Raw genomic sequence first — 12,661 nt, 5'->3', positions numbered from 1 at the left:
CCAAAAAGTAGGCAATTATAGTAGCAATTCAATACGTTCTGCCTTGATCTTGTAAAAGACAGGGACGGAGGAAACCATAATACCAGACTCATTTGATCGCAGACGGTCAATGGGTATAAATGAATTTGTGGCACACAACCCTTCTGTCCTATTTTTGACGGAAGGGTTTTTCGGTTTTCTCCTCTCAATTGAAGAAAAGGAGAGGGTAAGAAATGAAAAGCACGGCTGATTTTATGAGGATGAAGCGTGAACAAGAGAAAATTGTCATGCTGACAGCGTACGATCATCCATCTGCAAAACTAGCAGAACAAGCAGGAATTGATGTTATTTTAGTCGGAGATTCTTTAGGAATGGTCGTTTTAGGATATGATTCTACAGCATTTGTAACAGTGGATGATATGATTCACCATGGCAAGGCTGTACGGCGAGGGGCAAAGGAAACGTTTGTAGTCGTCGATATGCCTTTCGGTTCTTATCATGGTTCGACCGATCAAACACTAAAGGAAGCAACACGTATTTTCCAAGAGACTGGAGCAAACGCTTTGAAGTTGGAAGGGGCAGGGAATGTAATTAATAAAATACAGCTACTGACGGATACAGGTATTCCTGTCGTAGCGCACTTAGGTCTGTTACCGCAATCAGCCGCTGTCCTAGGCGGTTATAAAGTACAAGGGAAAACAGCTGAGGCTGCAGAAAAGCTGATCGAAGATGCAAAAGCTTGCGAAGCTGCTGGAGCATGTATGATCGTGTTGGAATGCATTCCTTATCAATTAGCCGAACGAGTTTCTCAAGCTATAACTATTCCGACGATTGGCATTGGTGCTGGAGCACAAACAGATGGTCAAGTGTTGGTCTTTCACGATACGATCAAATATGGCGATCATCATATTCCGAAGTTTGTAGAGGCTTATGCAGATGCTGGCACAGCGATACGAAATGGGCTCCAAAGCTATGCGGAAGCAGTGAAATCAGGAGGTTTTCCTGCCGAGCAACACCAATTTACGATGAAAGAAGCAGAGCTGGAGGCCATGTATGGTGGCAAGTAATATCGAAGGAACGAAACAAACAAAGCTTCAAGTGATCGAAACGATTGAGGAAATGCGCAAGCTATTGGACCGTAACGATCGAAAAGGTAAAACCGTAGGATTCGTGCCGACAATGGGCTATTTACATGAAGGGCATCTCTCCTTAGTTCAGTATGCAAGGGAAGAAAATGATCTCGTCGTCATGAGCATTTTTGTCAATCCTGCCCAGTTTGGACCGAATGAGGATTATGCAACTTATCCGCGAGATAAAGAACGGGATTTACAGTTAGCCGCTTCGGCAGGTGTAGATATTGTATTCATACCTTCTGTTGATGAAATGTATCCACATGAAAGCGGTATTCGCATTCTTCCTGGCGAACAAAAAAGCGTGTTATGTGGTGCGAAACGGCCGGGGCATTTTGATGGTGTGCTGAAGGTTATATTGAAACTATTTAATATCGTTGACCCGGATCGTTCCTATTTCGGGATGAAAGATGCGCAGCAGCTTTCCATAATTGAATCTTTTGTCCATGATTTCAATTTACGGACAAAGATTGTCCGAGTGCCGATCGTTCGGGAAGAGGATGGTTTGGCGAAAAGCTCACGAAATGTAAAATTAAGCGGAGTTGAAAGGAAGGAAGCCCCTGCAATTTATAAGGCATTGCAGAAAGGCGCGAAATATATAGAACAAGGAAAGCATCCAGAAGAAGCCATTCAAATGGTGAAAGAAATGATTTGCTCTGAAACGACCGGTGAAATAGATTATGTGGAAATTTTATCCTTCCCTGATTTGCAGCCGATTGATGAGCATTCAAAGGAAATCATTATCGCTTGTGCGGTGAAATTTGAAAAGGCGAGATTAATAGATAATATTATTATGTCAACTAAAGAGGGTAAACTAAATGTTTCGAAAAATGATGAATAGTAAATTGCATCGAGCAACAGTGACAGAAGCAAATTTAAATTATGTAGGAAGCATAACAATCGATCAAGATTTATTGGATGCAGCAGGACTATTGCCGAATGAAAAAGTGCAAATCGTCAACAACAATAACGGAGCTCGCTTTGAAACGTATATTATTGCAGGTGAACGGGGTAGCGGTGTTATTTGCGTCAACGGAGCGGCAGCGAGGCTTGTCCAGCCCGGAGATATTGTTATTATTATCTCTTACGTTTTCATGTCTGACGAGGAAGCCAAAGTACATGAACCGACGGTCCTTTTATTGGATGAGAAAAATGGCATTCAACAAGTGATCCGTGAAAAAGCGAGTACGGTATTGTAATGTATAGTTCCATAAAAAGGCAACTACGCTGAGACGTAATTGCCTTTTTGTCTGTTCAATTTATCGATTATCTACATAAGATGGCATAGACATTTTCCAAAACTATGAGATCCTTTAGTGAAAATAGTACGCATTTTAATGTTTTGGTGGATGTAGAGTGGTTAAAAATAGCAATCTGAACTGAAAAACGGTCACTGTAATAAAAATCCACTGTTATAGGGTGAAACATCAATAACGAGAATGCTAATAATTATGACGCAAAGTAGCATCATGATGAAATTAACAATGCATGCAGAATTGGGAATGTGCGAGAATAGAGGGAATTAAAATTCAAAAAAATGCCTGACGTCTGTCAAGCATTTTCCATGAAAATACTGTTATTCGGTAATGTCGGTTACCAAAATATCAAATATGTTTTCGTCGGTATACAGTATAAATGCCCACTCTCCTGCTTTTGATATTGTTACGGTAGATGGTGTATGTGCATCAGCTCCATTATTCGGTCCGCTCAGGCCCATAGACCATCCCGTTGATAAAATTGGATGGACGGTACCAGTCTCTTTATGAAAACCGACAACTGTCAATGTTGGATTTGTGGAATGATCGATCCCCCATAAATGCCACATCCATTTTTGTGCATGCAAACTAGGCTGATCCATGCCGATAACGCCTAATTTGTTTTCATTTCCGATCATATTGCGATCAAATGTCACAGCCTTTTTATTCCAATCAATCTTATCGAAATCGCTTTCCTGTACAAATTCAGGAATTCCCTCTGGCAATAGTTCCTCACTTTTCGTTTCTTTTACTGAACAACCTACAATTATTAAAAATGAGAAAAGCGATATGCCAATTAAAAACCTTTTCATCTTACTCCCTCCCTGCTTCCAAATTAGACGGCTTCCATTTATAAAAGTTTCGATTTATTCTAAAAATAATCGTTCAAACGTAAAAAACGAATTTGAGGAAAATTCGGCTTGCACAATTCTATTTTAAGCGATATCGGCAGACGAAAATTCGACCTTCGTGGAAAGTCTTTCATTTTTAATGGAGCCATCCTATACTTTGAGTAAGGCGGAATGCGGTCTTCCGTTTAGTAGAAAGGGGGATTCGATGGAGCGTAAGGATAATCTCATTGAAGAAAAAAGTTTTAAGCTTTTATTAAAAGCGATTGAATATGAGGCCTCAGATATTCATTTTGTACCTACTCGCAACGGATACGAAATTCTTTTTAAAAAACACGCGAAAATAGTACGGGTCGATACATTCCCCCTACAGTTATCGGTCCGAATGATTTCATTTTTCAAGTTTCTCTCCTCTTTAGATATAAGCGATAAAAGAAAACCTCAAAGCGGATCTTTCCATAAACAATTCCAAAACGAAAATTATTCATTTCGGGTGTCAACCATCCCTTCAATTCAAATGAAGGAAAGCGTCGTTATCCGATTACAAAAACATGATAAAATCGTCCCTCTTTCGAAGCTATGTATAGAGGATGAGTGGGAGCAGCAGCTTCGAGAAGCTGCATCCAAGAGACAAGGACTTCTCATTATGACAGGTCCGACAGGAAGCGGTAAAACGACGACAATTTACTCTTTAACAGCACATTGTGTAAATGAATTAGACAGGCATGTTATCACTCTTGAAGATCCGGTGGAAAACAATCATAGCCATCTGTTGCAAATACAAGTAAATGAACGGGCCGGCATGACGTATGCGACAGGATTGAAAGCTATTTTACGGCACTCACCTGACGTCATTATGATTGGGGAAATAAGAGATGCGGAAACAGCGAAGATTGCAGTGGCAGCAGCACTGACAGGTCATTTAGTTTTAACTACTGTCCATTCAAAGGATGCTATAGGATGTTTTTATCGATTGATGGATTTTGGCATAACGCCTGAAGAGTTAAGACAAACAATCGTTTGCATATCTTCTCAGCGTTTAATTACAAAAACAGATGGAGAAATTGGTGCTGTCTTTCAAATTATTCAAGGAGAAATGCTGAATTTACTATCAGATCGCATTATCCGCGGAGAACGGATTGAAATGCCAAATGAGCTACAAATAGAAACAGTTGTGCGAAAATATGCTGTTCCGGAAGGATTGTACGTATGAAGTATTGGTTACGCGACCGTTTGAAAAGTCATCGGACACCTTTGAACAATCAAGCAATGTTTTTATCGCGTTTATCCGCTTTATTAATGGAAGGATATACTTTCTATGATGGTTTGATGCTTCTTTTGCCGCATCATATAAAACAGTATGAAGAGAAGACATTGCAAGTAGAAAAGGATTTCAGTGAAGGACTTGGTGTGACTGAAATTTTAGGGAGATTAGGTTTGCCATCCTCAAAGCTTCTTCCAATTGTCATCGGTGAAATGAATGGGCAGCTACCCGAAGCGTTAAAAGGACTATCGGAGCGTTTAAAGAACTCAGAACAACGAAGGAAGAAATTAAAAGGCCTCCTTCTTTATCCACTAGCGCTTTTTCTTTTTATGGCAATGCTTTTATTGCTGTTCAGAAATTTCTTTCTTCCTAATTTGCAAGCACTATCCTTAGCAAGGCAAACTGACTCTTCTACTATATTCGCATCACTTCCAACTATAGTGGCGAGGATTCCGGATGCAGCGACGATGATCGGCGCAGCAATTTTTATCATTTCGTTAGGTGGCATGATTGCCTATCGGAAAATGCTTCCGAAAAACAAAATACGTTTTATGATGTCATTGCCTTTCCTAAAAACTTTTTTCATGAACATAACTACAAGGGATTTTGCATCAGAAATAGGAAGTTTACTGCAATCGGGAATATCTATGCAAGACGCCCTTCAAATAATTGCAGAACAGAATGTGGATCCGATTTTAAGCACGATCGGTTCGGAAATCATGGAACTGGTCATCTATGGAGTCGATTTTGATAAGGCGATCGACTTGACGTATGGGTTGAATAAAGAATTAACTACCTTTGCAAAACATGGCGCAAATACCGGTCATTTACCGAAGGAACTTATTATTTACGGAGAACATTTAACTGAAATGATCGAGGTTGAATTGACTAAGAAGATGGGATTAGTGCAGCCAGTCCTATTTAGTTTGATTGCCATTTGCATTCTTTTGGCATATTTATCATTGCTGTTGCCTGTTTATGGCATGATCGACAAAATATGAGGAGTGACTATAAATGAAACTATTGAATGATAAAGGCTTCACTTTAATAGAGATGATGATCGTCCTGCTTATTATTTCCGTGTTAGTGCTAATTGCAATACCGAATGTGACGAAACACTCGAAATCGATTGACCAGAAGGGATGCAATGCATATGTCAAGATGGTGCAAGGGCAAGTTGAAGCGTATCGGATGGATCATCATACTGTCCCGACTGCAGAAGATTTGATGGATGAAGAATATATGCCTGAGCTTCCTCAATGTCCGGATGGTAGGGCGGTAACGATTGATTCAGATGGATTGGTTACTGCGGAAGGGGTAGCAGATTCAGGTGGAGATACGGACTGATAAGTTTAGAGAGAAAGGCTTCACCCTATTGGAACTGCTTCTTGTTCTATCAATCGTTAGCATTTTGATCCTTTTAATTATTCCATTCGGGGACCGTTGGATAAGGGAGCAATCTGAAGATGAAGCAATTGCGGTTTTCATTTCTTCTGTTCACCAAATGCAAGCATATTCGATAGCAAACGAAGCGCATACAACAATTAAATTTAGAAATAGTGGAAAATCGTATTCCCTTTACGCGCCAAACACGACAGAAATTGCAACAATTGATTTTCCGCCTTCTATGCGTTTCGTCAGCAGCAGCTCACTGAATGAAGTGGCATTTCATCCGAACGGACATATACTTAAAACCGGTTCGATTGTTTTCCGGACAAGCCGAGGGGATGTTCGTTTAGCTTTTCAGCTTGAGCATGGGAGGGTAATTAAACATGATCAATGAGAAAGGCTTTTCATGGCCAGAAACAATACTTTCGCTTTTTGTGATTATAGGCATTTTTGGCACTTTGCTTCCGTTCGCCTCAAAGCTTGCTTACCAATTAGATAAGAAAAAATATACGATGCACGCTGCAGAATTGGCTTATCAAAGCGCTATTTTATATGAAACGACCGGTATAGTGGAAGGTGTGAGAATGATAAATGGCATAAATTTTGAATGGATTGTATTGGGACAAAAAATTTGTGTGACATATGAGTTGCATGGCGAGGATAATGAGCGATGCATTGGTTAAAGGATGAAAAGGGATATACGTTGTTGGAGTCGTTATTTCAATTGGCGATCATGGCGATCTTTCTGCAATTCGTCGTCCTATTTTATTTTTGGAAAGCACCGATTGAAAATCAACTCCAAGATTATTCATCAGTAGAATGGGAGCTTTTTGCGATTGATCTACAATCTTATATAGCAGACGTAAAAGAGTTTCATATTACGAAAGAAGGCAGAGCGATATATTTCATAACAGACAGAGGAGAAATAGAAATCGGTCAAAGCGGCTCGGTCATTCGGAAAACGGTTTTTGGAATGGGGCATATTCCACTGTATACAAATGTTAGGTCTGTTCATTTTTCTCGATCGGGAGAGTTTTTGAATGTGCAAGTTACAATGACTGACGGCCAGGTTAGGGAAAGGGGGTTTGTGATTGGTATATATCCAGAATGAAAAAGGAACCACACTAGCCGCTTGCATTGTCTTACTTTTTTTCGTTAGCCTCTTTCTTTTCAACATCGTTTCATGGCATAGTAATTTATATAGAACATTCGATTCAATAGAAATGCATTATGAAAAAGAGACGTTGAAGATAATGAGGCAAGGCGGTTGAAGAGATGAAAAAAGTTTATTTGGTAGGCTTTATGGGATCTGGGAAAAGCGCTGTCGGAAAACGGCTTACTCCATTAGTGAATATGCCCTTTTATGATATGGATGCCGAAATAGTAAAGATGATAGGTATGACCATTCCGCAGATATTCGAAACGTATGGTGAGGAAGGATTTAGGGATATTGAAACAGAATTTCTAAAAACCTTTCCAGACGAGTATTGTATAATCGCTACCGGGGGTGGTGTACCAATGCGAGCTGAAAATAGAGAATTGATGAAAAGCTCCGGGCTAGTATTTTATTTGAATTCTACCTTCCGGGATATTTGGCGTAGAGTCTCAACGGATCCTAATCGGCCTATCGTGCAAAAATCCACCCGAGAAGAATTAGAAATCCTATTTAATAAAAGGAAAGCTTATTATATGGAAAGTGCACATTTTAAGGTAGAGACGACGAATCGTTCTCTTCATGAAATTTCACAATACGTCGCTTTTCAAATTAATAGATTAAAAGGATAGTTTAGATAAGCATATTAAATTGTTCGATAATGAAATCACTACCTAAACACGAACGTTTCACAAAAAAACAATTATTTTGTACGTGAAATCTCTAAATTCATAAAAAAGATTGCGCTTCCTTAAATGAAATGTTAAGATGTTAGGTGAAAGGGCAATTATTGTCCGAATCTTACACATTAATATTCAATTACATATGGCGGATGAATGGATGGGGAGAGCACGCATAAGGCGTCACCGAAGGAGCAAGTAACGAAGGTTATGAATCTCTCAGGTAACAAGACTCGTTCAGGACGCATCTCTGGAGAGCGCCGATGGATGATCGGCCACCAACGAGGAAAGCCGTAAGGTCAAACTTTCAGGTACATGGACAGAGGTTCTCTTATTAGGGGACTTCTGTCTTTTTTTATCTAAAAATAAACGTTAGGGGGCATTTTAAGGTGACAGAAACGACTTTGAAGCGAACGCCATTGTTTGATCAGTATAAAGCCTATGGCGGAAAGACGATTGACTTTGGCGGCTGGGAACTTCCTGTACAGTTTTCAAGCATTAAAGCTGAACACGAAGCTGTCCGGACAAAAGCAGGTCTATTCGATGTATCCCATATGGGAGAAGTTTTTGTATCAGGTGAAGGGGCGCTTTCTTTTTTGCAGTCACTTTGTACAAATGACGTATCAAAATTGAAGGATGGGCAAGCCCAATATACTGTCATGTGCTATGAAAACGGCGGCACTGTCGATGATTTGCTCATTTATAAACGCCAAGACAATGATTACCTATTAGTCGTCAACGCATCGAATATTGATAAAGACGTTGCATGGATGAAAGAACACGCTGCAAGCGACGTGCATATTGATGACCGCTCTTCCGAGTACGGATTATTGGCATTACAAGGGCCGAAATCGCAAGAAATTTTGCAAAAGTTAACAACCGAACCTCTGGATGAAATTAAATTTTTCCGTTTCAAAGAACATGTCAATGTAGCGGGACATGATGTCCTAATTTCCCGTACTGGATATACAGGTGAAGATGGTTTTGAACTTTACGCTTCGCCTGATGCGATTGTTGCTCTATGGCCAGCTATACTTGAAGCTGGTAAAGAAGAAGGAATTGTACCTGCTGGACTTGGTGCGCGTGATACTCTGCGCTTTGAAGCTGGCTTGCCTTTATACGGACAGGAGCTGTCAAAAGACATTAGCCCGTTAGAAGCAAATTTAGGCTTTGTTGTAAAACTTGGTAAAGATGCTGATTTTATCGGCAAAGAAGTTCTATCTGCACAGAAATCAAATGGCATCACACGTAAGCTGGTCGGTTTGGAAATGATCGACAAAGGAATTCCGCGCACGGGATATAAAGTTTATATCGAAGATGAAGAAGTCGGTGAAGTGACAACTGGAACGCAATCGCCAACATTGCAGAAAAACATCGGATTTGCATTATTAGCTAGTGAGCATGCGGAAGTCGGCACAGTAGTTGAAGTTGAAGTCCGTAATCGTCGTTTGAAGGCAACAGTTATCGCAACACCTTTCTATAAACGTTAAATTACTGAAGAGGAGATATGTGATATGAAGCATCGGTACATTCCAATGACGGATAAAGACCGTGATGAAATGTTGTCGGCAATCGGCATCGCAACGGTTGATGAATTATTTGAGGATATTCCTGAAGAGGTCCGCTTTAAAGGTGAATTGAAAATTAAAGAAGCGAAATCCGAAACTGAACTTTTAAAAGAACTTTCAAGCCTTGCTGCAAAAAATGCCGACTCGAAATCCTATACATCATTCCTGGGCGCTGGTGTGTATGATCATTACAAGCCGATCATTGTTGATCATGTCATTTCAAGATCTGAATTCTACACCGCTTATACACCTTACCAACCAGAAATTTCACAAGGTGAACTGCAAGCGATTTTTGAATTCCAGACGATGATTTGTGAATTGACAGGAATGGAAATTGCGAACTCGTCAATGTATGACGGCGGCACAGCACTTGCAGAAGCTGGTACTTTATCTGCTGGCCATACGCGCCGTAAGAAGCTGTTAGTCTCGGAAGCGATTCATCCTGAATCCCGAGATGTTGTTAAATCTTATGCCGCCGGCCAATTTTTGGAAGTAGTCACAATTCCACAGGAAAACGGCGTTAGCAGTATTGAAAAATTAGGGCAACTATTAAATGAAGATGTAGCAGCTGTAATGGTTCAATATCCGAATTTCTTCGGTCAAATTGAAGACTTGCAAAAAATTGGTCAAATGGCACATGAAAAAGGCAGTTTATTCATTGTGTCTGCTAATCCTCTTGCACTTGGCGTATTGACACCACCTGGAGCTTTAGGAGCAGATATAACAGTAGGCGATGCACAGCCATTTGGCATTCCAGAGCAATTTGGAGGTCCTCATTGCGGGTATTTCGCTTCGACTAAAAAATTGATGCGTAAAATGCCAGGCAGACTGGTAGGAGAAACGACTGACGAAGAAGGCAGAAGAGGTTATGTATTAACGCTCCAAGCCCGTGAGCAACATATTCGCCGCGATAAAGCGACATCTAATATTTGTTCGAACCAAGCTTTAAATGCACTTGCTGCATCTGTAGCGATGACAGCTTTAGGCAGAAATGGCGTAAAAGAAATTGCATATCAAAACATAGCCAAAGCTCATTATGCCAAAAATGCATTTGCAAAAGCAGGTTTTGACGTGAAATTTAGTGATGCTCATTTCAATGAGATTGTTGTCGCTTGCAAAAAGCCAGTTAAAGAAATAAATGCCGAGTTATTTAAAAAAGGAATAATCGGCGGCTATGATTTAAGCTTGACATATCCAGAGCTTGAAAATCATGTGCTTATTGCCGTTACTGAGCAGCGGACGAAAGAAGAAATCGATGCACTCGTGCAGGAAATGGAGGCCATTCATGCATAAAGAGAACCAACCTTTAATTTTTGAACTTTCAAAAGAAGGAAGGATCGGCTACAGCCTTCCAGCATTGGATGTACCAGAGGTGGCTTTATCTGACCTAATGCCAAACGGCTTTGTGCGACAAGAAGACGCGGAGCTTCCTGAAGTGTCGGAGTTAGATATTATGCGTCATTACACAGCATTGTCGAACCGCAACCATGGCGTTGATACAGGTTTCTATCCATTAGGCTCATGTACGATGAAATACAATCCGAAAATAAACGAAGCGGTAGCTCGTTTTTCTGGTTTTGCAAATGTTCATCCATTGCAAGATGAATCTACTGTACAAGGCGCAATGGAAGTTATGTATGATTTACAGGAGCATCTATCCGAAATTACGGGAATGGATGAAGTAACGTTGCAACCGGCAGCTGGAGCTCATGGCGAATGGACTGCTCTTATGATGATTCGCGCATTTCATGAAGCCAATGGAGAAACTGAACGAACAGAAGTATTAGTGCCCGATTCTGCTCACGGAACGAACCCTGCGTCTGCTGCGGTAGCTGGGTTTGATACGGTTACAGTGAAGTCGAATGAGAACGGATTAGTCGACATCGAAGATTTAAAAGCGAAGGTTGGTCCGAAAACGGCTGCACTCATGTTAACGAACCCTAATACTTTAGGTTTATTTGAGGAAGAAATCCTTGAAATGGCGAAAATCGTCCATGGCGTCGGCGGTAAGTTGTATTATGACGGTGCAAATTTAAATGCTGTCATGGCAAAAGCGCGCCCTGGAGATATGGGATTCGATGCTGTCCATCTGAACTTGCATAAGACGTTTACAGGTCCTCATGGAGGAGGCGGTCCAGGATCCGGTCCGGTAGGGGTTACGAAAGAATTGGCTCCTTATTTGCCAAAACCGGTATTAGTCAAAAAAGAGGACCAATATACATTTGAGTATGATCGTCCTAAATCAATTGGGCGAGTGAAGCCATTCTACGGAAACTTTGGCATTTATTTGCGCGCATACACGTATATTCGTTCGATGGGACCTGATGGTTTAAAAGCTGTAACGGAATACGCAGTATTAAATGCAAACTATATGATGAGAAAGTTGGAACCGTATTTCGATCTTCCATATCCACAGCATTGTAAGCATGAATTCGTCCTATCCGGCAGACGCCAAAAGAAATTGGGTGTCCGCACGTTGGATATGGCAAAGAGGTTATTGGATTTTGGATTCCATCCACCTACAATTTACTTCCCTCTGAATGTTGAGGAAGGAATGATGATTGAGCCAACAGAAACAGAATCAAAAGAAACGTTGGATTCTTTTATCGATGCGATGATCCAAATCGCGAAAGAGGTTGAGGAAAGCCCTGAAATTGTTCAAGAAGCACCTCATACAACGGTTATTAGCCGCTTGGACGAAACGAAAGCTGCAAGGAAGCCAGTCCTTCGCTATCAAAAAGAAGAAGAAACAGTCGGTGTATAAATAGGAAGAGTAATCATTTGAATGGAAAGAGACCTGATTGCATTCGATGCGGTCTTTTTCCAATTCCTTTTTTAATCTTTAAAGCTTCAATTGATGAAGCCCTAAACACTAACTGTCGATTTACGTTCCGACTTGACGCTTTCCGTGGGACGGGGAACCATAAAGAGTTGATTTCCCTTAACTTCTGCGATTGTCGTAGAAATTAAGGCATCTGTTTTGCATTCGTACTCCCAACGCTACGCTTTTACTCGCAAAAGCCGTTCTTCGTTACGGCTTTCACTCCCCCGACAGGAGTCGCAGATATAGACTTCAACCAACGGAACTCATATGATTGAAAGTAATTTAAAAACAGTGATCTATTTCTTTTCATCGAGGAGAGGATCGCTGTTTATTTTGTTTATTGAATGGTGTTCTCAGCGATCCTCATTTTAAAACATAGACACGGTTCTATCTGTCATATAGATACAAGGTGCTGAAACGAATCATAACCTCAATAAAAGAAACAGAGTAAGGAATATCAAAAGGGGCTGTCCAGAAAGTCAGTGAAAACTGATTTTCTGTGATAGTCCCTTTCTGGTTGGAGAATAAATGGGGAACCCCTGACAACCGTCGCTTTCCGTTCCAGGCGCA

The 12,661-nt window shown here is 40.7% G+C and carries 15 protein-coding genes and 1 riboswitch; of the genes, 13 read left to right on the top strand and 2 right to left on the bottom strand.

Annotated elements, in window-relative coordinates; genetic code table 11:
• Positions 1 to 212 precede the first annotated feature (212 nt).
• Genes panB through panD form a run of 3 tightly spaced genes read left to right on the top strand, consistent with a single transcriptional unit; the run spans position 213 to position 2,308 of the window.
• Positions 213 to 1,046: a 3-methyl-2-oxobutanoate hydroxymethyltransferase gene (gene panB, locus WFH04_RS13860; protein ID WP_336824653.1), complete on the top strand. Its 834-nt coding sequence runs from the start codon at positions 213 to 215 to the stop codon at positions 1,044 to 1,046.
• Positions 1,033 to 1,950 (top strand): pantoate--beta-alanine ligase, encoded by a 918-nt coding sequence (gene panC / locus WFH04_RS13855; protein ID WP_336824652.1) that lies wholly within the window; start codon positions 1,033 to 1,035, stop codon positions 1,948 to 1,950. The genes panB and panC overlap by 14 nt, the downstream gene beginning before the upstream one ends.
• Positions 1,928 to 2,308, top strand: coding sequence for an aspartate 1-decarboxylase (panD, locus tag WFH04_RS13850; protein ID WP_336824651.1), 381 nt, complete (start codon positions 1,928 to 1,930; stop codon positions 2,306 to 2,308). The genes panC and panD overlap by 23 nt, the downstream gene beginning before the upstream one ends.
• Before the next feature lie 377 nt (positions 2,309 to 2,685).
• On the opposite strand, the gene WFH04_RS13845 is transcribed toward panD, so the two are convergent.
• The gene (locus WFH04_RS13845; RefSeq protein ID WP_336824650.1) at positions 2,686 to 3,177 is read right to left on the bottom strand and encodes a hypothetical protein; all 492 of its coding nucleotides are present in this window, start codon (positions 3,175 to 3,177) and stop codon (positions 2,686 to 2,688) included.
• A gap of 244 nt (positions 3,178 to 3,421) precedes the next feature.
• On the opposite strand from WFH04_RS13845, the gene comGA reads away from it, so the two are divergent.
• The 10 genes from comGA (at position 3,422) to gcvPB (ending at position 12,031) form a co-directional block, all read left to right on the top strand.
• The gene (gene comGA / locus WFH04_RS13840; RefSeq protein WP_336824649.1) at positions 3,422 to 4,426 is read left to right on the top strand and encodes a competence type IV pilus ATPase ComGA; all 1,005 of its coding nucleotides are present in this window, start codon (positions 3,422 to 3,424) and stop codon (positions 4,424 to 4,426) included.
• Entirely contained in the window at positions 4,423 to 5,478 is a 1,056-nt protein-coding gene (comGB, locus tag WFH04_RS13835) for a competence type IV pilus assembly protein ComGB (protein WP_336824648.1), read from the top strand. The genes comGA and comGB overlap by 4 nt, the downstream gene beginning before the upstream one ends.
• 13 nt (positions 5,479 to 5,491) lie before the next feature.
• Entirely contained in the window at positions 5,492 to 5,824 is a 333-nt protein-coding gene (gene comGC, locus WFH04_RS13830; RefSeq protein ID WP_336824647.1) for a competence type IV pilus major pilin ComGC, read from the top strand.
• The gene (gene comGD, locus WFH04_RS13825) at positions 5,808 to 6,260 is read left to right on the top strand and encodes a competence type IV pilus minor pilin ComGD (RefSeq protein WP_336824646.1); all 453 of its coding nucleotides are present in this window, start codon (positions 5,808 to 5,810) and stop codon (positions 6,258 to 6,260) included. Before comGC ends, comGD begins: the two co-directional genes overlap by 17 nt.
• The gene (locus tag WFH04_RS13820) at positions 6,250 to 6,549 is read left to right on the top strand and encodes a hypothetical protein (RefSeq protein WP_336824645.1); all 300 of its coding nucleotides are present in this window, start codon (positions 6,250 to 6,252) and stop codon (positions 6,547 to 6,549) included. The genes comGD and WFH04_RS13820 overlap by 11 nt, the downstream gene beginning before the upstream one ends.
• The gene (gene comGF / locus WFH04_RS13815) at positions 6,537 to 6,977 is read left to right on the top strand and encodes a competence type IV pilus minor pilin ComGF (protein WP_336824644.1); all 441 of its coding nucleotides are present in this window, start codon (positions 6,537 to 6,539) and stop codon (positions 6,975 to 6,977) included. Before WFH04_RS13820 ends, comGF begins: the two co-directional genes overlap by 13 nt.
• Positions 6,978 to 7,141: 164 nt before the next feature.
• Positions 7,142 to 7,651, top strand: coding sequence for a shikimate kinase (locus tag WFH04_RS13810; RefSeq protein WP_336824643.1), 510 nt, complete (start codon positions 7,142 to 7,144; stop codon positions 7,649 to 7,651).
• Positions 7,652 to 7,851: 200 nt separating this feature from the next.
• A riboswitch (glycine riboswitch) is annotated at positions 7,852 to 7,944 on the top strand.
• A gap of 144 nt (positions 7,945 to 8,088) precedes the next feature.
• Entirely contained in the window at positions 8,089 to 9,189 is a 1,101-nt protein-coding gene (gene gcvT / locus WFH04_RS13805) for a glycine cleavage system aminomethyltransferase GcvT (protein WP_336824642.1), read from the top strand.
• A 24-nt stretch (positions 9,190 to 9,213) separates the two neighbouring features.
• Positions 9,214 to 10,560: an aminomethyl-transferring glycine dehydrogenase subunit GcvPA gene (gcvPA, locus tag WFH04_RS13800; RefSeq protein WP_336824641.1), complete on the top strand. Its 1,347-nt coding sequence runs from the start codon at positions 9,214 to 9,216 to the stop codon at positions 10,558 to 10,560.
• Positions 10,553 to 12,031 carry an aminomethyl-transferring glycine dehydrogenase subunit GcvPB gene (gene gcvPB, locus WFH04_RS13795; RefSeq protein WP_336824640.1) on the top strand — a complete coding sequence of 493 codons (1,479 nt, stop codon included), beginning with the start codon at positions 10,553 to 10,555 and terminating at the stop codon, positions 12,029 to 12,031. The genes gcvPA and gcvPB overlap by 8 nt, the downstream gene beginning before the upstream one ends.
• A 447-nt stretch (positions 12,032 to 12,478) precedes the next feature.
• On the opposite strand, the gene WFH04_RS13790 is transcribed toward gcvPB, so the two are convergent.
• Positions 12,479 to 12,661, bottom strand: a 183-nt coding sequence (locus WFH04_RS13790) for a hypothetical protein (RefSeq protein WP_336824639.1), incomplete at its 5' end; no start/stop codon positions are given.

Origin of the sequence: Sporosarcina sp. USHLN248 (genome assembly GCF_037144575.1) — a bacterium.
Lineage (GTDB): Bacteria > Bacillota > Bacilli > Bacillales_A > Planococcaceae > Sporosarcina > Sporosarcina contaminans.
Note: the sequence above shows the minus strand (reverse complement) of the source record. Positions and strands in the feature narration are given on the sequence as shown.

What these genes read in the sequence shown, in the direction of transcription:
- panB (WP_336824653.1), top strand. Translation starts at nt 213, where the DNA reads ATGAAAAGCACGGCTGATTTTATGAGGATGAAGCGTGAACAAGAGAAA.
- panC (WP_336824652.1), top strand. Translation starts at nt 1,033, where the DNA reads ATGGTGGCAAGTAATATCGAAGGAACGAAACAAACAAAGCTTCAAGTG.
- panD (WP_336824651.1), top strand. Translation starts at nt 1,928, where the DNA reads ATGTTTCGAAAAATGATGAATAGTAAATTGCATCGAGCAACAGTGACA.
- WFH04_RS13845 (WP_336824650.1), bottom strand. Translation starts at nt 3,177, where the DNA reads ATGAAAAGGTTTTTAATTGGCATATCGCTTTTCTCATTTTTAATAATT.
- comGA (WP_336824649.1), top strand. Translation starts at nt 3,422, where the DNA reads ATGGAGCGTAAGGATAATCTCATTGAAGAAAAAAGTTTTAAGCTTTTA.
- comGB (WP_336824648.1), top strand. Translation starts at nt 4,423, where the DNA reads ATGAAGTATTGGTTACGCGACCGTTTGAAAAGTCATCGGACACCTTTG.
- comGC (WP_336824647.1), top strand. Translation starts at nt 5,492, where the DNA reads ATGAAACTATTGAATGATAAAGGCTTCACTTTAATAGAGATGATGATC.
- WFH04_RS13820 (WP_336824645.1), top strand. Translation starts at nt 6,250, where the DNA reads ATGATCAATGAGAAAGGCTTTTCATGGCCAGAAACAATACTTTCGCTT.
- comGF (WP_336824644.1), top strand. Translation starts at nt 6,537, where the DNA reads ATGCATTGGTTAAAGGATGAAAAGGGATATACGTTGTTGGAGTCGTTA.
- WFH04_RS13810 (WP_336824643.1), top strand. Translation starts at nt 7,142, where the DNA reads ATGAAAAAAGTTTATTTGGTAGGCTTTATGGGATCTGGGAAAAGCGCT.
- gcvPA (WP_336824641.1), top strand. Translation starts at nt 9,214, where the DNA reads ATGAAGCATCGGTACATTCCAATGACGGATAAAGACCGTGATGAAATG.
- gcvPB (WP_336824640.1), top strand. Translation starts at nt 10,553, where the DNA reads ATGCATAAAGAGAACCAACCTTTAATTTTTGAACTTTCAAAAGAAGGA.